Origin of the sequence: Flavobacterium sp. 245, from assembly GCF_004362055.1 — a bacterium.
In the GTDB taxonomy this organism is placed as follows: domain Bacteria; phylum Bacteroidota; class Bacteroidia; order Flavobacteriales; family Flavobacteriaceae; genus Flavobacterium.
The window spans coordinates 237,033-257,124 of the sequence record NZ_SNXB01000006.1 but is presented as its reverse complement, the minus strand read 5'-3'; the positions used below and the strand labels follow the sequence as shown (position 1 = coordinate 257,124).

The 20,092-nt window shown below is 33.5% G+C and carries 14 protein-coding genes; 4 read left to right on the top strand and 10 right to left on the bottom strand.

The genetic code is table 11. The features are described from left to right. Positions 1-20: 20 nt before the first annotated feature. From EV145_RS14035 to EV145_RS14020, 4 genes are all read left to right on the top strand, one after another. A complete protein-coding gene (locus EV145_RS14035; RefSeq protein WP_133525828.1) occupies positions 21-926 on the top strand; it encodes a hypothetical protein in 906 nt (301 codons plus the stop codon). A 226-nt stretch (positions 927-1,152) separates the two neighbouring features. After that, entirely contained in the window at positions 1,153-1,827 is a 675-nt protein-coding gene (locus tag EV145_RS14030; RefSeq protein WP_133525827.1) for a YiiX family permuted papain-like enzyme, read from the top strand. Positions 1,828-1,916: 89 nt separating this feature from the next. Then, positions 1,917-2,369: a hypothetical protein gene (locus EV145_RS14025; protein WP_133525826.1), complete on the top strand. Its 453-nt coding sequence runs from the start codon at positions 1,917-1,919 to the stop codon at positions 2,367-2,369. Between the two features lie 4 nt (positions 2,370-2,373). Further along, entirely contained in the window at positions 2,374-2,679 is a 306-nt protein-coding gene (locus EV145_RS14020; RefSeq protein WP_133525825.1) for a hypothetical protein, read from the top strand. Positions 2,680-2,758: 79 nt separating this feature from the next. Here the strand turns inward: EV145_RS14020 and EV145_RS14015 are convergent, their stop codons facing one another. The 10 genes from EV145_RS14015 to EV145_RS13970 all read right to left on the bottom strand — a co-directional run bounded on the left by EV145_RS14015 (position 2,759) and on the right by EV145_RS13970 (position 20,087). Continuing rightward, positions 2,759-4,147, bottom strand: a complete 1,389-nt coding sequence (locus tag EV145_RS14015) for a M20/M25/M40 family metallo-hydrolase (RefSeq protein WP_133525824.1) — start codon at positions 4,145-4,147, stop codon at positions 2,759-2,761. Between the two features lie 147 nt (positions 4,148-4,294). Then, positions 4,295-6,220, bottom strand: coding sequence for a discoidin domain-containing protein (locus tag EV145_RS14010; protein ID WP_133525823.1), 1,926 nt, complete (start codon positions 6,218-6,220; stop codon positions 4,295-4,297). Positions 6,221-6,251: 31 nt separating this feature from the next. After that, positions 6,252-7,034: a glycerophosphodiester phosphodiesterase family protein gene (locus EV145_RS14005; RefSeq protein ID WP_133525822.1), complete on the bottom strand. Its 783-nt coding sequence runs from the start codon at positions 7,032-7,034 to the stop codon at positions 6,252-6,254. Between the two features lie 81 nt (positions 7,035-7,115). Next, positions 7,116-9,416, bottom strand: a complete 2,301-nt coding sequence (gene bglX / locus EV145_RS14000; RefSeq protein WP_133525821.1) for a beta-glucosidase BglX — start codon at positions 9,414-9,416, stop codon at positions 7,116-7,118. A 10-nt stretch (positions 9,417-9,426) separates the two neighbouring features. Beyond that, positions 9,427-10,140, bottom strand: a complete 714-nt coding sequence (locus tag EV145_RS13995; protein WP_133525820.1) for a prolyl oligopeptidase family serine peptidase — start codon at positions 10,138-10,140, stop codon at positions 9,427-9,429. A 10-nt stretch (positions 10,141-10,150) separates the two neighbouring features. Next, positions 10,151-11,539: a glucoamylase family protein gene (locus EV145_RS13990; protein WP_133525819.1), complete on the bottom strand. Its 1,389-nt coding sequence runs from the start codon at positions 11,537-11,539 to the stop codon at positions 10,151-10,153. A 70-nt stretch (positions 11,540-11,609) separates the two neighbouring features. Beyond that, complete coding sequence (locus tag EV145_RS13985; protein WP_133525818.1) at positions 11,610-12,587, bottom strand: LamG-like jellyroll fold domain-containing protein; 978 nt, start codon at positions 12,585-12,587, stop codon at positions 11,610-11,612. A 19-nt stretch (positions 12,588-12,606) separates the two neighbouring features. Further along, the gene (locus tag EV145_RS13980) at positions 12,607-14,061 is read right to left on the bottom strand and encodes a RagB/SusD family nutrient uptake outer membrane protein (RefSeq protein WP_133525817.1); all 1,455 of its coding nucleotides are present in this window, start codon (positions 14,059-14,061) and stop codon (positions 12,607-12,609) included. Positions 14,062-14,065: 4 nt separating this feature from the next. Next, complete coding sequence (locus EV145_RS13975) at positions 14,066-17,098, bottom strand: SusC/RagA family TonB-linked outer membrane protein (RefSeq protein ID WP_133525816.1); 3,033 nt, start codon at positions 17,096-17,098, stop codon at positions 14,066-14,068. Between the two features lie 244 nt (positions 17,099-17,342). Then, complete coding sequence (locus EV145_RS13970) at positions 17,343-20,087, bottom strand: LuxR C-terminal-related transcriptional regulator (RefSeq protein ID WP_133525815.1); 2,745 nt, start codon at positions 20,085-20,087, stop codon at positions 17,343-17,345. Positions 20,088-20,092: the final 5 nt, after the last annotated feature.

The following is a 20,092-nucleotide window of genomic DNA, read 5'->3' as shown; positions in this document are numbered from 1 at the left end:
ATTTATAATACTTAAGTTCTTTGAAAACAAAAATTTTATTTTTCCTTCTGGCTTGTGTTTCATTAAACACTTTTGCACAGAGCGAAATTCCAGTAGAAAAATACACTGCTCATAACAAAGGTAAATTCTTTGTTTCATGGGGAGGAAATAGAGATAGTTACACAAAATCTGATGTAAACTTTAGAGGGAAAGATTACAACTTTACGGTAGCTGATATGGATGCGCATGATAAGCCAAAAGGCTGGCATGTTGATTATGTTAACCCAGCAAAAATGACAATTCCTCAGACAAATTTGAGATTAGGTTATTTTTTTAGTGATCACTACAGTGTAACAATTGGAGTTGACCACATGAAATATGTAATGACTCAGGCTCAGACTGCTAATGTTACTGGTTATATTAATTTACCTGCTGATCAACCGGGGTCTATTTACAATGGAGTTTATAATAATACTCCTGTAGATATGTCGCAAGGTGGTGCTCAGGAAGGTGGTTATGATAACGGTGCTACTCCGGCTAACGGTCCTGCTTTTTTAATGTACGAACATACAGATGGTTTGAACTATATTAATACTGAGGTTTCCAGACATGACGATATTTCAAAATGGTTTGGTTTGCCAAATATAGATAAGGTTCAAATTAACTTAACTGAAGGTTTAGGAGCTGGAATTTTATACCCAAAAACAAATACAACTTTATTAGGAAAAGAACGTCATGATGATTTTCATGTTTCTGGTTTTGGTGTTTCTGCAAAAGCTGGAATCAACTTTACTTTCTTTAAACATTTTTACCTTCAAGGTGAGCTAAAAGGTGGTTATATTGACATGCAAGATATTAAAACTACAATAAGCAATGATGATAAAGCTTCTCAGCACTTTTTCTTTTTTCAGAGAATTATTGCTGTAGGCGGTATTTTTAGAATTTAAGTAAGTCGAAAGTTTAAAGTCGTAAAGTCAAAAGGATTGAAGACTATTTAAAATAGGACTTTATATTCTACATACTATTTCATATAAAATAGCTGTCATTTATTTGGCAGCTATTTTTTTTATTACTTACTTTGCAATTCAAAGTTCTTTTTGTGTTTGTCAAAATATTTAAAAAATAATTGACATAATACTTTATAAAGTACTTTTAGCATTCAAAAATAAAAAGATGAAAAAACAAAAATATCTGTTTCTTGGAATTACATTTCTATTAAGTTTTGGTTTGGCTTTATTTATAGCAATGTCTGTTTTTCCAAATAATCCTTTTTCGAAAACCAAAATAGAAAATACAGCTACAAGTAAACTTAAAGATGGTGATATTATTTTTCAAACTTCAGAATCCAAACAATGCAAAGCGGTTCGCATCGCAACTAATTCTAAGTTTTCGCACTGTGGGATAATTTATGATATTAACGGAAAATGGTTTGTTTTTGAAGCTCTTCAGCCTGTAAAATTGACTCCACTTGAAGATTGGGTTAAACATGGACGAGACAGTAAATATGTAGTTAAAAGATTGAAGAATGACAGTATCCTGAAACCTGAAGTTCTCCAAAAAATGAAAGAATACAGCCAGCAATTTGATGGTAAAGAATATGATGCTTATTTTGAATGGACTGACAATAGAATCTACTGCTCTGAATTGGTTTGGAAAATATATAAAAATGCTGCTGGAATTGAATTATCAAAGCTGAGAGAATTAAAAGAATTTAATTTAGAAAATCCACAAGTTCAAAAAATATTAAAAGAGCGTTATGGCAATGCTATTCCGTTAGAAGAAAAAGTCGTTGCTCCTTCAGATCTTGCTGATTCCAATTTATTGAAAACTGTTATCGACACTTACTAAATATTAAAAAGCTAGTTGAGTTATTATTTCTAGCTTTTTTTATTTACTGTTTCACTTTGAAACTCAAAGAACTTTTAAAAAACACATTTATGAGAGATTATTTAATTGAGAAATTGTATGAATGTTCTAAAAAACCATATCAAAAATACATCAAGAAAAATGAACCTTGGAAAATCGACAAAGCCAAACTAATGGATTATCCAACAGAAAGTTTAGGTTTTGGTTTAGGGAATTTTCTTTTCAATAATCATTTTGATATTCAGGAAAAACTGGAAGATCACGATATAATTCATGTTCTAACGAATACAGGAGTTTCTGTTTATGAGGAAATTGGAATGCAGTATTATCTGCTTGGAAACGGAAAGAAAAGTTTGTATTTGTCTATGGTTATTTTAACTGGAACTCTTTTTTATCCTAAACGAATAAATTACTTCATCCAGCAGTATAAAAAAGGAAAAAATGCGTTTTCGTTTCATTATTTAGATTTTTCAAAAATGCTTTTTATCCCAATTCAATCTATTCAACAGGCTTTTAAAATTTAATACTATGAAAACAATTAATGACAACCCTTTCAAAGAAAAACAATCAATCGAGCTGGCAGTTGGTTCTTTTATAATAACAACTGTATTATTTATTCTATACATTGTTTCAAATGAAAGCCCGAATGTTTTAGTTATTGCATGGCCGTTTGCTTTATCTGTAATAATCGTAAACTTCATTATGTTTTTTCATTTGACTGATAAATTCATTCATTTGCCACAACACCGAAAAGAAATAGGTATTAAAATTTTATTGCTGCTTTCTAATATTCCAATCACATTTATGTATTATTTGATTGTGATGAGGCTTTAAATATTCTCTCCTGACGGGATTCTTATATAAAAAAATAGGCTGTCAAAAATGACAGCCTATTTATACTATTTTAAGAATTTTAATTTGAAGCAGGAAGTGTTATTCCGTTTTGATCAACTAAATAAATTAAAGATGTCATTGTTGCTGCACCAAGCTCTAATTCTCTTTTATTGATTGCATCAAATTTATCATTTGCCGCGTGGTGGTAATCAAAATAACGCTGTGAATCTGGCTGTAAACCCGCTTTTACAATCGTTTTTGAAGTTAAATGCTCAATATCTGACCCTGCGTGTCCTTTTGTAAAATTATGGACTAAATAAGGCTCAAAAAGATCTTTATATCCTTGCAGTTTTTTGAAGTTTGCATCATCAGCTTCGATTGAAAATCCTCTTGGCGTAAATCCGCCTGAATCACTTTCTAAAGCAAAAATATGATTCTCGTTTTTTTGTTTTGAAACTTCTTCATATTTCGCACCACCTTTTCCTCCGTTCTCTTCATTCATAAACAAGACAACACGAATTGTATTTTTAGGTTTGTAGTTCAAGTTTTTTAGAATACGAACCACTTCCATACTTTGTACTACTCCTGCTCCGTCGTCATGAGAACCGTCAGCTAAATCCCAAGAATCAAGATGCCCGCCAACAACCATAATATTTTCTGGCGTTACAGTTCCTGTCAATTCTCCAATTACGTTATAAGACAATACATCTGGCAAAGTTTCGCAAGATTGTTTGAAATAGAACTTTAAACCTGGATTACTTTTTAAAGTTTTGCTCAACAATTCAGCTCCATTTGTACTAATTGCAGCACAAGGAATATATTGCGCTTTTGGCAAATCACCATAACTCTGATTTCCAGCATGTGGAAAATCATCTAAACGCAAATTCAGTGATCGTACAAGAGTTCCTACTGCACCAAATTTAGCAGCTTCTTTTGCTCCAATTCTTCTTTGATCTCCAGCCTCAGAGTAAGAATCAAAAGTTCCAATATTTTCTGGATTCATTGGTCTGTTGTAAAAAACAATTTTGCCTCTTACTTTTTCACCTAATTCATTCAATTCTTTAATGCTTTGAACCTCTATAACTTCAGCTGTTATTCCTGTTTTTGGAGTTGCAACTGACGCTCCTAAAGCGCAAATTGGCACAACTGTTTTCACTTTTCCGTCAAGGATATACGCGGTTTCTTTTTCGCCTCGTACCCAATGCGGTACCATAACTTCCTGAAGATATACTTTATCAAGACCTAGACTTTCTAATTGTGTTTTTGTATACTGAACGGCCTGAGCTGCGCTTGGCGAACCTGATAAACGGGCTCCAATATCATTAGATAAATACTCCAGCCAAGTATAACACTTTGCTTCAGTTAAAGCTTTTTTATAGAATAATTTAATGTTTTTTTCATCATTTGACTGTGCAAAAGATGTCAATCCGTTTATAACTAGAGCAGCTAAAAGAATCGTTTTTTTCATGGTATTTATAGCATTTTTGGGTTGTTTCACAAAGGAACAAAATTCTTTAGACCTGTCAGTGTTTTTTTTATAGTCTTTTCTCAAAAAAAAAGCTCTGACGCAATTTTTTACTTGCTGTCAGAGCTTTTAAATTTTATTCACTTATAATTATTTTACTTCAATAAGCTTATTCCTTGTGCCAATGCCGTTTTCGTTAAAAGGTTCAATGGTGAAGTAATATTTTGTTCCTTTATCCAATCCTCTAAAATCATATGAATTCTCGCCGTAAACCATAATACTATTGTACAATTTATCAGGAGCGATTCCGTAAAAAATATTGTATCCAACGGCATCATTTTGTTTTTTCCAAGAAATCATAGCATTTCGGGAATCCGTTTTATTTCGGTCCACTTTAAAAGAAGTCACTGCTTTTGGTTTTTCAGCTAAACCATTTCCAAAAACTCTGAAATCAGATATTGCAAACAATCCAGAGGCATTATGAATGTTTTCCATTTTGATGTAGCGGGCTTTTATTGATTTGGTAAGCTCAACATAATCATGAGGTACATCTTTATCATTTTTAGATTTATCTACAACCAAAGTCCAGTTTACAGCATCATCAGACATGAATATTTTGTATTGATAATAAATATCCATTGCTTTGTTATACTGTGTTGCTTTATGATCAGCATAATTAATCTGAAGTGCATTTATTTCCATTTTTCTGCCTAAATCCATCTGCAGCCATTCACCAGGATTACTAGTTTTGGCAGACCAATACGTTTGGATGTTTTCATCGGTTAAATTCTCAGCTCCATAACAGAATTTCTCATAGACTTTTTTGCCTCCGTTATCCATTCTATGTGTTTCAACTTCCATACATTCTTCTGAAGAAGAAACAGTCACTGGCTTTTTATACGAAAGCAGCATCCAGCCAGATGAAGCACCTTTTGTTTGATCACGCTGCGCAGTTGGCAGCACAATCGGGAAATCTCCATAAGCTGTAATAGAATACATTACATCATCTTTATCAAATCCGGCAGGAAACATATCGATACGACGTTCAAAACGGTCTTTTATTGATATTTTACAGGTTCCTGTATTCCAGTAATTTCCATAATTATCTGCAAATGTATTTCCGTGTCCAGCTCCTATTACAAATCCGCCAGGTTTATAAGACATTGGGTTGTGTTTTTGGTATGTAAACGGCCCCAGAGGATTATCTCCTACGTGAACACCATTTGCATAACCTTTAAACTCCGTCGCCGGCGCACCGTATTGCATATAATATTTTCCGTTATGTTTTGTCATCCAAGCGCCTTCAATGAAATTTCCCCAAGGCGCAGGTTCCATGTCGTTATTTGGGCCAAAACGCTCCCAACCATGAACTGAAGGATCTAGAATTGCAACTTCTTTGATCTGCCCATACGGACGCTGAATATCCTCTACTTCTGTTGCTTTGTATAATAGCGCATAATTTGCCTGATTTCCTTTTGGAAGCCATGTATTATAATCAACTTCTGTTCCCACAAGAGGCAATTTACCGCTTGAACCATAATACATATAGACTTTTTTGTCATCGTCCTGAAAAATCGCTGGATCCCAAGTTGGAAGCATTGCTTTATCTACGTGACGCGTCCATCTTCCAGATTTTGGATCAGCTGTTTTCCAGATTGGATGGTCTCTTTTCCAAGTTGAACCAACGTAAAATAAAGTATCATTTACAACCCATGCAGCAGGCGCGCATTGATCATCATCGGCCGGCTGTCTCTGAAAGCTTCCGTATACAAATTTCCAGTCAGACATATCTTTGCTCCAAAAGAAGCCCGCCTGATTGGTTGCAAACAAATAATATTCGCCTTTGTACGTAATAATAACAGGGTCAGCACTAGAACGGCGTGAATACGGAATTCCGTTATGATTGTAAGTCGTATAATTGTAGCCAATATTTATTGGATTACAATAGGTTGTTGCGGGTTTATTTGGGTCAAACCATTCTGTTTTTCCCCCTGCATTTTGTGCCAAAATACTGTTGCTAAAAATAATCAAACACAATACGATTGGCAGTCTCAATTGTTTATATATTTTTTTCATGATTTGATTTGTTTTTGAAAAAGACAAAACATTATTTTTTTATGCTTAATCTTTCCTTTAAAAGTTCTGGTTCATTTGTGGTGATATAATCAAATTTTTGATCAATAATCCAATCCATATCAGCAGTTTCATTTACAGTCCAGGCATTCAAAATAATTTTGCTGTCCTTTGCTTCTTTTATCCATTCTGGATGTTTTTTAAAAACAGAATAATGATAATCAACACCATTAATGTTATCGGCTTTAACTTCGATTGGAGATTTATTCCCTTCCAAATATTGAAGAGAAGTTTTTGAATCTATAGCTCTAATTTGCTTTAGAATATCGTAGTCAAAACTTATGTAGCATGTTTTTTTATTGGCTTTAAGTTTTTTGATTGTTTCTACCGTTTTTATCGCCGTTTCTTTTCCGCGCTCTTTGCTTATTTCCGAAGGTTTTATTTCGCAAACCAAAAGAGTTTGTTTATTGTTTTTTATTCCTTCTGAAATGTATTCATAAAGCGTTGGAAGCTTTTCTCCATTTGATAATTTAAACTTTATCAAATCAGAATAATTTGTTTTTTCGATCAGTAATTTATTAAAATGTGCGTCATGATTAATTACCAATGAATCATCAGCAGTGCGCCAAACATCAAATTCTGACCCCGGCAATTTTAAATCAATTGCATGTCTTAAAGAAGCTATGGAGTTTTCTGGAAAGTTGTTTTTTTTCCATGCTCCTCTATGCGCTACAATTGCATTTTTCTGCACATTGCAGGAAGCGAAAACCAATACTAACATTAAAGAAAGAACGTGAGATATTTTAGAAGTATTCATAGATGAAAAATTAAAAAGTGAATCTTTATTTTAGAAAAAAAGCCCTCCATATGAAGGGCTCTTAACTAACCAATAAACCAACTATTTAGTTAACTCGAAACTAACTTTCTTGTCGGCAGTTGAATTTCCTCCAACGAAAATATCAAACTGTCCAGGTTCTGCTGCGAATTGCAAATCAGAATTATAAAATTTTAAATCTTCAACAGTAATATCAAAACTTACTGTTTGTTTTTCACCTTTTTTAAGTGCCATTTTTTGGAAACCTTTCAATTCTCTAACTGGTCTTGTTACTGAACCAACTAAATCTCTAATGTATAATTGAACTGTTTCTTTTCCGTCAAAATTTCCTGTATTAGCAACATCTACAGTTACTTTTAATTTACCGCTGAAATTCATTTTATCAGAAGAAATTTTAAGGTTTGAATAATCAAAAGTGGTGTAGCTTAAACCAAATCCGAATGGGAATAAAGGCTCGTTTCTTTCGTCAATATAATTTGATCTGAACTTCTCGAATTTTCCTTCTGTATTAGAAAGTGGTCTTCCTGTATTCTTGTGTGCGTAGTAAATTGGCAATTGACCAACACTTCTTGGAAAAGTTGAAGTTAATTTTCCAGAAGGATTCACATCTCCAAATAAAACATCAGCAATGGCATAACCCGCTTCTGTACCAGCAAACCATGCATTTAAGATCGCAGGAACTGTTTTTTCTTCGTCAGTAATTACTAACGGGCGTCCGTCAAATAAAACTAAAACAACTGGTTTTCCTGTTTTTAATAAAGCGTTTAATAAATCTTTTTGTGCTTGTGGAATTTCTAACTTAGTACGACTGCTTGATTCTCCGCTCATTTCTGCAGATTCTCCAAGTGCTGCAACAATTACATCTGACTGATTGGCAACTTTTAAAGCTTCTGCCAATAATTCTTCTTTTGAACGCCCATCACGGTGTAATGTTTTTCCAAACATTGTTGCGTTGGTTTCAAAAGTTTCATCATAATCTAAGTTGCTTCCTTTCGCATACAAAACTTTAGTTCCGGCTCCAGCAACTTCTTTAATTCCAGCTAATAATGAAACTGCATTTTCCATTTTTGTAGCCACACTCCAAGTTCCTGGCATATTTTCTTTAGCATCTGCTAATGGCCCGATAAGTCCAATTGTTCCTGATTTTTTAAGAGGCAATAATTGATTTTGGTTTTTTAACAATACCAATGATTGTGCTGCAATCTGACGTGCCTCTTTTCTGCTGTCTGTTGTAAAAATTTCAGTTTTAGCTCTTTTTTCATCGCAATATTTATATGGATCTTGGAATAATCCTAAATCATATTTTGCTTCCAAAATAAGCTTAACCGCATTGTCGATTGTTTCGATTGAAACTCTTTTTTCGTCTAATGATTTTTTTAAAGTTCCTAAGAAACCTTCTCCAACCATATCCATTTCAACACCAGCATTTAAAGCCAAAGCTGAAACATCTTGAAGATTACCCATTCCGTGTTCGATCATTTCAGGAATTCCTGTAAAATCTGTTACCACAAAACCTTTGAAACCCCATTTTTTTCTCAAAACATCTGTCATTAACCATTTGTTTCCAGTTGCTGGAATTCCGTCAATTTCATTAAAAGATGCCATAACTGAACCTACACCAGCATCAACCGCTGCTTTGTATGGAGGAAAATAATCATTGAACATTCGGATATGACTCATATCAACTGTGTTGTAATCACGACCAGCTTCTGGAGCGCCATATAATGCAAAATGTTTAACACAAGCTAAAATTGAATTATTTTTAGAAAGATCATGCTGTTGGTAACCATTAACCATTGCTTTTGCAATTTGGCTTCCCAAGTACGGATCTTCTCCTGAACCTTCAGAAACTCTTCCCCATCTTGGGTCACGAGAAATATCAACCATTGGAGAAAATGTCCAGTTGATTCCGTCAGCACTTGCTTCCTTTGCTGCAATTTGAGCACTTCTTTCAATTAAAGCCATATCCCAAGTACAAGACAATCCTAACGGAATTGGGAATGTTGTTTCGTAACCGTGAATTACATCCATACCAAAAAGCAATGGAATTTTTAAACGGCTTTTTTCAACAGCAATTTTTTGTACTTCTTTAATTTTTTGGACTGATTTAATATTGAACAAACCGCCTACTTTACCTTCAGCAATATTTTTTGCAACATTTGAACTATTTGCCTGACCAGTTGTGATATCTCCAGATGTTGGTAAATTCAACTGTCCTAATTTTTCTTCTAATGTCATTTTTGACATTAACTCTGCCACAAACTCTGACTTAGGTTTAATTTTCACTGTACTTTTTGTGCTCTTTTTTTGAGCGTAACCCAAAACAGCACATCCTAAAAAAAGTAAGACTAATTTGTTTTTCATTCTATTTAATTTATTTGTTCGTATTCGTTTTTTTCTGCTGCAGCATCCAATCGTAGATTGCTGCATTATCATAAACTCTTGTCCAGCTATTATGTCCCGCATCATCAAAAATGGTCAGCTTTACATCTTTAGCATTACATTTTTTTAATTCTTTATAAATGCTAATCGCGCAATCAACATTTACAACATCATCTAATAATCCGTGATAAATTCTAGTCGGAACATTAGCAATTTTGCAAGCACCTTCTAACGGAATTAAATCTACAAAACCAGCAATAGGCACAACTGCAGCAAACATATCTGGATAGGAAAGTGCTAAATTCCAAGTCGCCCATCCGCCAGAACTTAAACCTGTAACATATATTCGATCGGGATCAATATTGTTTTCCTTCTGAATTTTTAAGATCAGCTGATAAATTGATTCTATATCCCAATTTTCATCTTCTTTGCATTGGGGAGCCAAAACATAGGCATCTAATTGATGTGTTTTTAAATAATTTAAAGGGCCATGAATTTTTACTTTTGCAATGTCTGTTCCCTTTTCACCATCTCCCGAAATAAAAACTATTAAAGGCTTCTTTTCTTTAGTATCTACAGGCTTATAAAATGCGTAGCCAAGCTCGTACTTTGCCATTACAATTGTATTGATTTTACCTGTTGTCACGGTTTGTGAAAAACCAAATGCCGAAAATAATACGATTAGAAGCGTTACTTTAAATTTCATTTAGATGTAATTAAATTCCGTATTTACCTGACGTGAAACCAAGTTTTTTCAACCCTTGTTTTGTATCAGACGCATTCATAAATAATTTCCACAATAAACCGCTTCGGTAGTTTTCAATCATTGGCGCAATAGTACCCTGATCGATTGCTAAATAACGAGCCGTTACCCAATTATATTGAGGGGAAAAAGCATCATAAGGCCCTGCGATTCCAACATATTTAGTTCTATTTTCATCATATAAATAATGTAAAAACTTCATTGCTTCAGTTGGTGCATAAGGAAATGATGACAATGCTGCAGTTGGAGAAATAACTCCGTTGTCATTATTTGGCTGATGCGCTGTATAACCAGTTGTTCCATCAGGATTACGGGTATAACTTGCTGTTAATCCCCAACATTTATCTGAATAATCTTTAAATCCTTTTGGATTAGCAATACTATACTGAACCATGATTTTAGCATGATTTTGTGTTAACTGCCAATAATCAGCATATTTATCTTTTAACATATTTGGATCTAAGCCTAAATACGAATAGTGCGACCAAAACATTGGCCCAACATTTCCTGAAGCTCCATTATAATTTAAAACTACTGGAATTCCATATTGTGATCTGCCATCGACTATAGCCCCATTTCTCGCCCATGCTTGGTGATAAGCTTCTGCAGAAATTGGATGTGTTGGAGATGAAGCGGCCATAACGTAAGTAATCAAACACTCGTTGTAGCCTTCAAGCTTAAAGTTCATTTCCCAGCCGTAATTTGGCGACCAGTGCCAATATAAAGCATTTTCACCTTTTGTGTACCAATCCCATTCAACACCTTTCCAAAGTTCATCAGCCTTTGCTGCTAACGCTTTTTCAGAAGTGCTTCCATCTTTAAAATATTCGCGAATCGTGATTAAAGCTTGACAAACGAAAGAAGTTTCAACTAAATCTCCTCCATTATCTTTTGTACCAAATGGTATAACTTTGCCCGCTTTATTGTCCATCCAATGTGGCCAAGCACCGTGAAAACGGTCAGCATTTTCTAAGAAAGTTAATGCTGTAGCAAGTCTAGAAACAGCTTCAGCCCTTGGCAAAAAACCTCTTTCTACACCTACAACAATAGACATTAATCCAAACCCAGATCCTCCTGTAGTTATAATATTTGACTCAAAACTTGGATCTTCTGTCAAGTATCTTTCTCTCGCCAATTTTGAATTCGGATCAGCATAATCCCAAAAATATTTTATTGCATCTTTTTGAACCTGATCCATTGCTTCAGCATCAGTCAAAGGTTTAGTCGGCGTTGTTGGATTTGTCGGTAATGGAGTTCCTCCACTTTTTCCTTCATCTGGTGAAGATGATGAACAAGAGCTAAAAGCGCTCAGGAATAGCATAATATATAAACCTATTCTCATTTCTATAAAATTGTAATATTATTAACTAAAAAATACACCTGGATTTTACTCCAGGTGTAAATTGAAAAATCTATCTTTTGTCTTTTTCTAGCTTATATAAAGCTGAAACTTCGTTACTTGTAAGTGCTGCATCATAAATTCTGAATTCATCCATTAATCCTGCGTAACTAGTTGCCCAATCTTGTTGAGAACCATTATTTAACGGAGGAGTTGTTTCGAATTGATGATTTCCAAAAACAACTTTACCATTGGTACCAACCATTTGAAATTCACCATATTTTGGAGCATTTTTAACGTTGTCATAAGTTCCCGGATCATCAGCATACCAAATTGCAGTACCAACCACTCCTGCAGCAGGAGCAAATGGGAAACCACTAACATTTGCACTTTGTAAGCCGTTAGTATAACAATTAATTGTACTAGTTTTAGAATCATAGGCAAGAACAATATGTACCCAAGTATTTAGACTATTATCAAGGTTTACAATTACGCTTTGTCCTCTCCATGCTACTCCGGCTCTTCCGTTTTCAACTCCAAGTTTTAATCTTAGTCTATTTGGATTGGCGCTATCTGGATTTTCTAAGAACAAATTAATTCCTCCCCAAAATTCCATTGGTCTAACAATTGAGAAAATACCTTGTGCTCCTTTTCCTTGTCCTGGACTTCCGCCATCAGGAACAGTATTAGCTGTATTCATCCAAAATGAAATACTGTAATCATTTAAGGAGGTAATTTTTGATGTAGCATTTCCTACAGCATACCTTGCAACAGAACTAGAGCCTTGATAGGCATCTCCTTTTACACCATCAGCATATGCGACATTCATACCTACAAGACCTGTAATATTACTTTTGCTATCGTTTAAATTACCATCAAAACTAAATTTAGATACTAAATGAGTAGCTGCAACATCATCTGAATTTTCATATCCGCCAATTGACTCGTATGGAATTGGACTATTAACTTTATCTATACTATCCTCACAGCTTACAAAAATTTGTGAAGCCAAAGCAAAAGAAAGTAATAAAATAGATTTATTTTTTTTCATTTTATTTATTATTTAAGGATTAGTAACCAGGATTTTGAGATGATAAACCACCAGCTTGTTTGATGAATGATGCCGGAATTGGGAATAATTCATTTTTACCTTCTGTAAAAGTTTTGCCATCAACCGCAAAAGCAGCTTTAGCTTGACCTGTACGCACTAAATCAAAGAATCTATCGTGCTCAAAAGCCATTTCAACTCTTCTTTCTTTCCAGATTGCCGTTCTAACATCAGCCTGAGAACTTGCGGTTGTATTTCCTAATCCAGCTCTGTTTCTGATTTGATTCAATAACGGAATTGCTGCAGAAGTTTGTCCTAATTCATTTGATGCCTCTGCTTTCATTAGTAAAACTTCAGCATATCTTAAGTATTTAATATCAACATCTGTTTCCCACGCATCTGTATAAGCAGATGAGTATGCTTTGTAGTTGTATCTTTCGTTTTCAACCGTATTTGGCACTACTCTTCCATCATATAAAGTTTGCCCTCTAAAAATGATAGTTGCTGCTTTTCTAACGTCACCTGGTTCATATGCATTTACTAGGCTTTGAGATGGCGTATTGAAGCCCCAGCCCCAGCCTCCTGTACCACGAGCACCTTGCGTATTAGAATAACCTTCAATACCTTTTGCCGGTACAGCACCTTGTGCATAGATTTCGAAAATAGATTCAGAGTCAAATTTTCCTGTAGCTTTATACATTGATGCATAATCACTTACAAGTGCATACCCTGTAACTTTATTACAATTGTCAATTACTTGCTGCCATTTCTTTTGGTATAAACTTACTTTAGCTAATAAAGCATAAGCTGCACCTTTTGAAACTCTTGATTTTTCATTAGCTGAATAAGCTGTTTTTTCAGGTAATGCAGCAATCGCATCATTTAAATCAGCTTCTATAAAAGTGTAAACTTCTGCTGCCGTTTTACGTGTTAACTGCATAATTTTGTCTGAATCTGAACTTGGAGATGGTATATGATCTACAATTGGCACTCCACCATAACATTTTACTAAAGTAAAATACATAAAAGCTCTTAAAAACTTAGCTTCGCCAATAAGTCTACTTCTAAGGTTCAAATCTACTTTGTCTAATTTTGGAAGTATGTTTAGGGCCTGATTGCATCTATTAATTCCATCATAATTAGCAATAAAAGTACTTTCCGCTGAAGGATTAGAAGCATTGTAAGTCAAAGCATCTAATACATCTTTATCTGTTCCGGTATCTCCTGCTGAAGACCCTTTATCAGCATCATCAGATGTAATGCTTGATAATCCGATCCAACCAAAAGAGGTCATGTCCCAATTTAAGAACTTGTTATAAATAGCAGTTACAAACTGCGATGCTCCTGCATCATTATTATATAACTCAGTATCATTTGTCGAAATAGTCTCTGTTTGCTCAACATCTAAATAATCGTCTGCACATCCTGTAAAAAAGAATGCCGAAAGCACAAACGCTGTAATATATATCTTTTTCATCTTTTTAAAATTTTAAATTAGCACCAATTACAAATGATCTCAATGTTGGATAAGCATCAAGCTCAACTCCCTGAGTACCATATGGATTTCCATCTCCATTTAATTCTGGAGAAAATCCTGAGAATTTTTGTGTAATAAATGGATTAATAGCATTTACATAAATTCTGCAAGCGCTAATAAAATTATTTTCTTGTATAGGCAATTTGTATCCTACTGTAATATTGTTGATTCTGAAAAAGTCACCTGACTCTAAATAATAAGTAGAAGCAACTGGTACCTGATTAAAAGGTGCAGGGTTTGAAGCTGTTAAATTATTTGGTGTCCAGAAATCTGTAGCAAGTGAATTTTCAATATTTTCTCCTGCAAAACGCTGTGCTTTTTTACCATTATAAACTTTAGCACCGCCTGTTCCGTATCCGTCAACAGAAAAATCAAAGTTTTTATAGTTGAATCCTAAACTAACGCCATAGTTAGTTTTTGGTAAACTAGACCCAACATATTTTCTATCTTTATTAGCATCTAATGCGTCTTGAGTAACTTTATCTCCTGCTGCATTGTAATAAAGCATTTTTCCATTTGTAGCATCAAAACCAGCATAATCGTAAATATAGAAACTTCCTAAAGGCTGTCCGATTGTTGTATTGTCTAACAATTTAGTAGTTTGTCCATTGCCTAAACTACCTCCAACAACTGGAGATAAAATAGCATCTTTTAAACTTGTAAGTTCATTTTTATTATTAGAGAAGTTACCTCCAATCCAATAACTGAAATTATCCCCAATTTTGTCATCCCAACGTAATGAAATTTCGTAACCTTTGTTTGAAACTTCTCCCACGTGTGATGGTGACTGATCTGTAAGACCTGATGTCATATAAGGCTTTGTGTATAAAATTACATTTGATGTATTTTTCTCATACAAATCAAAAGTTCCTTTTAATCTGTTATTTAAAATTTCGAAATCTAAACCTACAGAAGATTCTTCTGTAATTTCCCAAGATAAAGTAGGATCAATTTGAGAGCTTATTGTTGTACCTTCATTTAGAATAGAACCTCCTAAATAAGCATTTTTTCCAGAAGCGTATGACTGATTGTTAAGCGGTACATTTTGATTACCTAATTTACCCCAGCCTCCTCTTAATTTCAACAAATTAATAGCTGTAACATCAGACATAAAACTTTCTTTTGTTATCACCCATCCTAAACCAAAAGCAGGAAAAGTTCCCCAACGGTAATCTTTACCAAAATTTGATGAACCATCACGTCTAAGTGTTCCGGTAACCAAATATCTGTCCATTAATTTATATTGGAAACGTCCAAAATAAGAAGCCAATTTAGTTTCATTAAATACAACATCATACAAGCTTGTAACTGTTGCAGCATATTCAACTCCATGTCCAGAAGCCGGATCATTTAATGCCCAGTAATTAGAATCTGGGTTTACATTTTTTCTAGCAATTGTAAGTTTTTCTCTTGGTCCTTTAACCGAAGTTTCAATACCTGCTGTTACCTCTACATCGTGAATCTCACTAAATAACTTGTTATATGTCAAATAATTAGATAAATTCCAGTTAAAGTAATCTTCGCGTCCTTTAGTTAATAAGTTAACATTAGCATTAGGGAATTCTTTAGCATAATCACTATCTACTTTATTAGGATTTGCTGCTAACCAAATATTCTTAGTGTCGTCATAATTATACTGTTTCCATGTATAATATTCACCATTAAATTGTGAAGTAAATTTTAATCCCTTCAAAATTTCATAATCTAATTTCAATCCTCCTTGCAGCGTAACACTTTTTTGTTGTTCGTTATAAAAGTTTAATTGAGCAACTGGGTTTCCAACGTTGTTAAATGAAGAACCTGTTTCACTTGCAAAACCATTATCGCCTACACGAGAAACACCATATTTGCCATCGGGAAAATAAACAGGTACAATAGGAGATTGCTTATAAGCATTCGTAAATGCACTTAATGGTTTTGGAGAAGAATTAGCTGCTGTAAAACTAAAAGTTTGATTTAAAGTCAGTTTTTTAGAAATTTTATATTCATTATTATTTCTAAAAGTAGTTCTTCCATAATCCAGGCCGTTTAAAACAGCTTTTTCTTCATAGTTTCCTAAACTGAAAAAATATTTTACATGTTCTGAAGCGCCTGAAATAGATATGTTATTTTGTGTATAACTTCCAGTTCTTGTAATTTCATCAAACCAATCAGTATTTACAGGCTGATCTTGAGAAAAAGTTGTAGATTGTAATGCAGCATTTGAGTAATACGAATAATTGTTACTTCCTGCCATCTTAACTTTTTTAAGTGGCTGTCTTACACCTCCAAAACTTTCAATTTCTACAGAAACTTTATCTCCTGTACCTTTTTTAGTTGTAATAATAATAACTCCGTTTGCCGCACGAGTTCCATAGATTGCTAATGCAGAAGCATCTTTTAAGATTTCATAAGAAGTAATATCATTTGCATTGATATTGTTGATATTCTCCGTTTGCATACCATCAACAATATATAGAGGATTTCTTCCTCCTAATGCAGTTCCTAAACCTCTAATCACAACAGAAGGAGTGCTTCCTGGCAAATCAGATGAAATCACCTGAACACCAGCTGCTTTACCTTGAATAGCCTGCGATGCGTTTATAACTTTAGTTTTAGTAATTTCTTCTGCTTTTATTGAAGAAATTGCGGTAGTATTATCGACCTTTTTTCTGGTTCCGTACCCAATTACAACTACTTCTTTTAAAGCTGTGTCATCAGATTCTTTTAAAGTGATTCGCATTGGAGCTGTCGTTGCCGCTACAGAAACAGCGTCGAAACCCAACATAGAGATTTTTAAAATCTCACCTTCTTTGGCATTGATTGTAAAATTACCGTCGAAGTCAGCATCGGCAGTTGTTCTGGAATTTGAAGCGCTGATAACTGCTCCTGGTACTCCCATCCCGCTGCTGTCTACTACTTTTCCTTTAATTGCTTGTCCAGACATATAAGCCGGAAGTAGCAATAGCGCTAAAAAGCTAAAAATAAAATTTTTCATACAGTATGTAATCGTTTAAGTTAGTAGAGCCAAATTAAACAATTACAACGTTGTAGTACATCAATTTGCACTACTACATAGCTACATCATTATGTTAAAAACCTTTTGTATACTACTAAAAATCAAGCCTATAAATGTTAATTTATTTTCTTTAACATAACCTTATGATGTAGTAATGATGTATTGGAATTATATAAAAAAAGGTATGAAAAAATATAAAATCTTTAAAATTCAATGTCGAATCTTACACAGTTAATAAAAACTTTGATAGATTTTCGTCCTGTGTGAGGTTTAGCTTCTTTCTTAAGCGATATCTGTGCAATTCTACACCTCTAAAAGAGATATTCATCATTGGAGCAATTTCCTTAGATGAAAGGTTCATTTTTAGATAAACACACAGTTTAATATCCTTTGGAGTCAGGTTAGGGAATTTTTTAGAAAGATTAATAATAAACTCATTATGAATCTGATTCAGATTAGTTTCAAAAATCTCCCATTCGTGTTTATTTACTTCATTAATTTTAATTGCTTTTTTGATTTCGCTCTTAAGTTTATTAAAATCTTTTTCAGAATCTAGAATATTTTGAATATTCTCAATCATTTCGCTTTGCTTGGCAATCGACAACGATTTTCCAGCAACTTCTGATGATTTTGTCTGAAGTTCTAATTCTAAAATATGCTTCTCGTATTCCTGAACATTCAGTTCATTTTCTTTTTTCAATTCCATTTCGAGAATTTCACGCTGATGCTTCAGTTCTTCGGCCTGCAGTTTTAATTTCTGAGTATATCGAAGTTTATTCCATTTGTAATAAAAGAACAAGACCGCTCCTATTACTAATAAATAAAGTAAGATCATCCAAAATGAAAAATACCAAGGCTGGGCAACCTTAAACTCAAATACTGCAACATTATCGTAATTTGCTCCGTCGTGCTTAAAAATTTCGACAGAATGAAAACCGCTGTTAAGGTTGTTTAAGACAATTGTTCCATTTGAAATTGGAATGTAATTTTTATTTCCATTTATCTTGTAAAATAAATTTGGTTTGCTTGCTCCATAAATTCCGGAGATCACATTAATACGCAATTCTGTATTGTGTTTTATTTTACCTTCTTCTGGCAATAGTATATTGTTGTTGTAAGCCTCAACTTTTACTCCTTTGTTTTGCTTGTTTTCATATGACAACTGCAACGAAATAAAACCATCATCAAGATTCATTAAATAATGATTATTGCTTTTGAAGATTCGTAGATTTTCATTAATTAGTTTTCCTTTATAATATTTCTCCTGAATCATATTCCAGACAAACTTATTGCCGTTTGCATAAATATGATATAAAATTCCTTCCTGAAGTACTATAAAATGGTTTTCATCAATGGCAACAACATCAGAAATATTTTTAAAGTTTGTATTGAACAATTCATTCTCTTCCAATTTATTTGTAATTGAATTGAATGTGTACCATACATTATTTATTAAAAAAAGGATTTCTTCTCTAAACTCAAAAATCTTGACACCAAAGTCATTTTCAATTTTACTTTGCTGCGTGATATTTTCAACTTTTGTTGTTTTAAAATTGTTATCAAAAAGAACTCTATATAATCCGCGGTAATTATCTGCTGCCCAAATTTCATTTCTTTTGTTTTGTGCAACATATTTTATTGGTTTTGAAAGATCATTAAACTTTGAACTTTCTGTCAGTTTTGAAGCATTATTATAAACTAAAATACCGCTGTAGGTAGATTGGAAATAAGTGTCATTTATAATACTTTTTGATAAATTCCATCCGCCGCTGACATTGTTGATTTTTGTCAATGCGCCATTTTCATAACAAAAAGTTCCGTCATTGTGGCCTATAACATATTTACTGCCAATTTTAGTAATATTCCAGCCTTGCCCTTGTGTATTAGGCAACATTTTAAAATTACCCGAATCAAATTCAAAAATACCATGATTTGATGCAATTAAATATCCTTTATCGATTGTAGCAACCGAATAAACGGAGCCTAAAATACCCGAATTGTCATAAAAAAAGGAAATGGGAGAATTAACCTCAACATGTGCAATTCCGTTATCGAGTCCAAGCCATAAATCTTCTTCTTTATCAAAACCAATGCATAAAACCGAATTGTTCATTAAAACATTATTTCGGTCTATATTCTTAAAAGTTTGAGTGCCGAAATCGTAAATAAAAACGCCTTTGTTTCCCGTTCCAATGACCAATTTATTGTTTTTAATAAATTTTGCCACATTAATTCCTGTTCCTTTCAGCGTTTCATTTATTGGATTATTCCATGCTGTCAATCCATTTTTTTCGACAATAAAAATTCCCTTCTTGTGGGTAAAAATATAGGTTTTGCCGTTGTACTTTTCGATAGCATGAACAACCGTGTTTTTTAAAACATTCCAACCCTTAGGATTTGCAATTTTTGAGCCATTCATCCTAAAAATACCTTTGTCGACAGATGCCACATAGAGATTTTGATCAACAACAAAACAATACGATATCAGAAAAGGAAATTTGATTTTTTTAATATGTTTTCCATCATAAATAAAAACATCATTAAAAGACTGAAAGTATAAAGAGCCATTGAATCTAAAAATTTTCCAGATTTCTTCATTGTCTTTTTCATCAAACAAACGCAGATTTTTGGTGATCGAAACGTACACCATTTTTCCGTCCTTTCTATGCCAATATCCAAATTCTTTATAGGAACCGGAATAAATTCGGTCACCTTCAATCAATATAGAACGAATAATGGTTTTATTAGGCAAAGAGTATTTCTCCCAAACTACGCCATCATATCGCAACAAATAGTGATTATTAGCAAAATACATTGCCCTATCCTGACCTTGAGCAATATTCCAGATTTGATTATCGCCTTGATAATCTGATTTATTGTAATTTTCAACAAAGGGAAGTAATTCTTGTGCTTGTAGATGCGAAGCAATGAAAAAGAAGAAAACTAGTTTTATAAGTATCGATTTCAAGATAT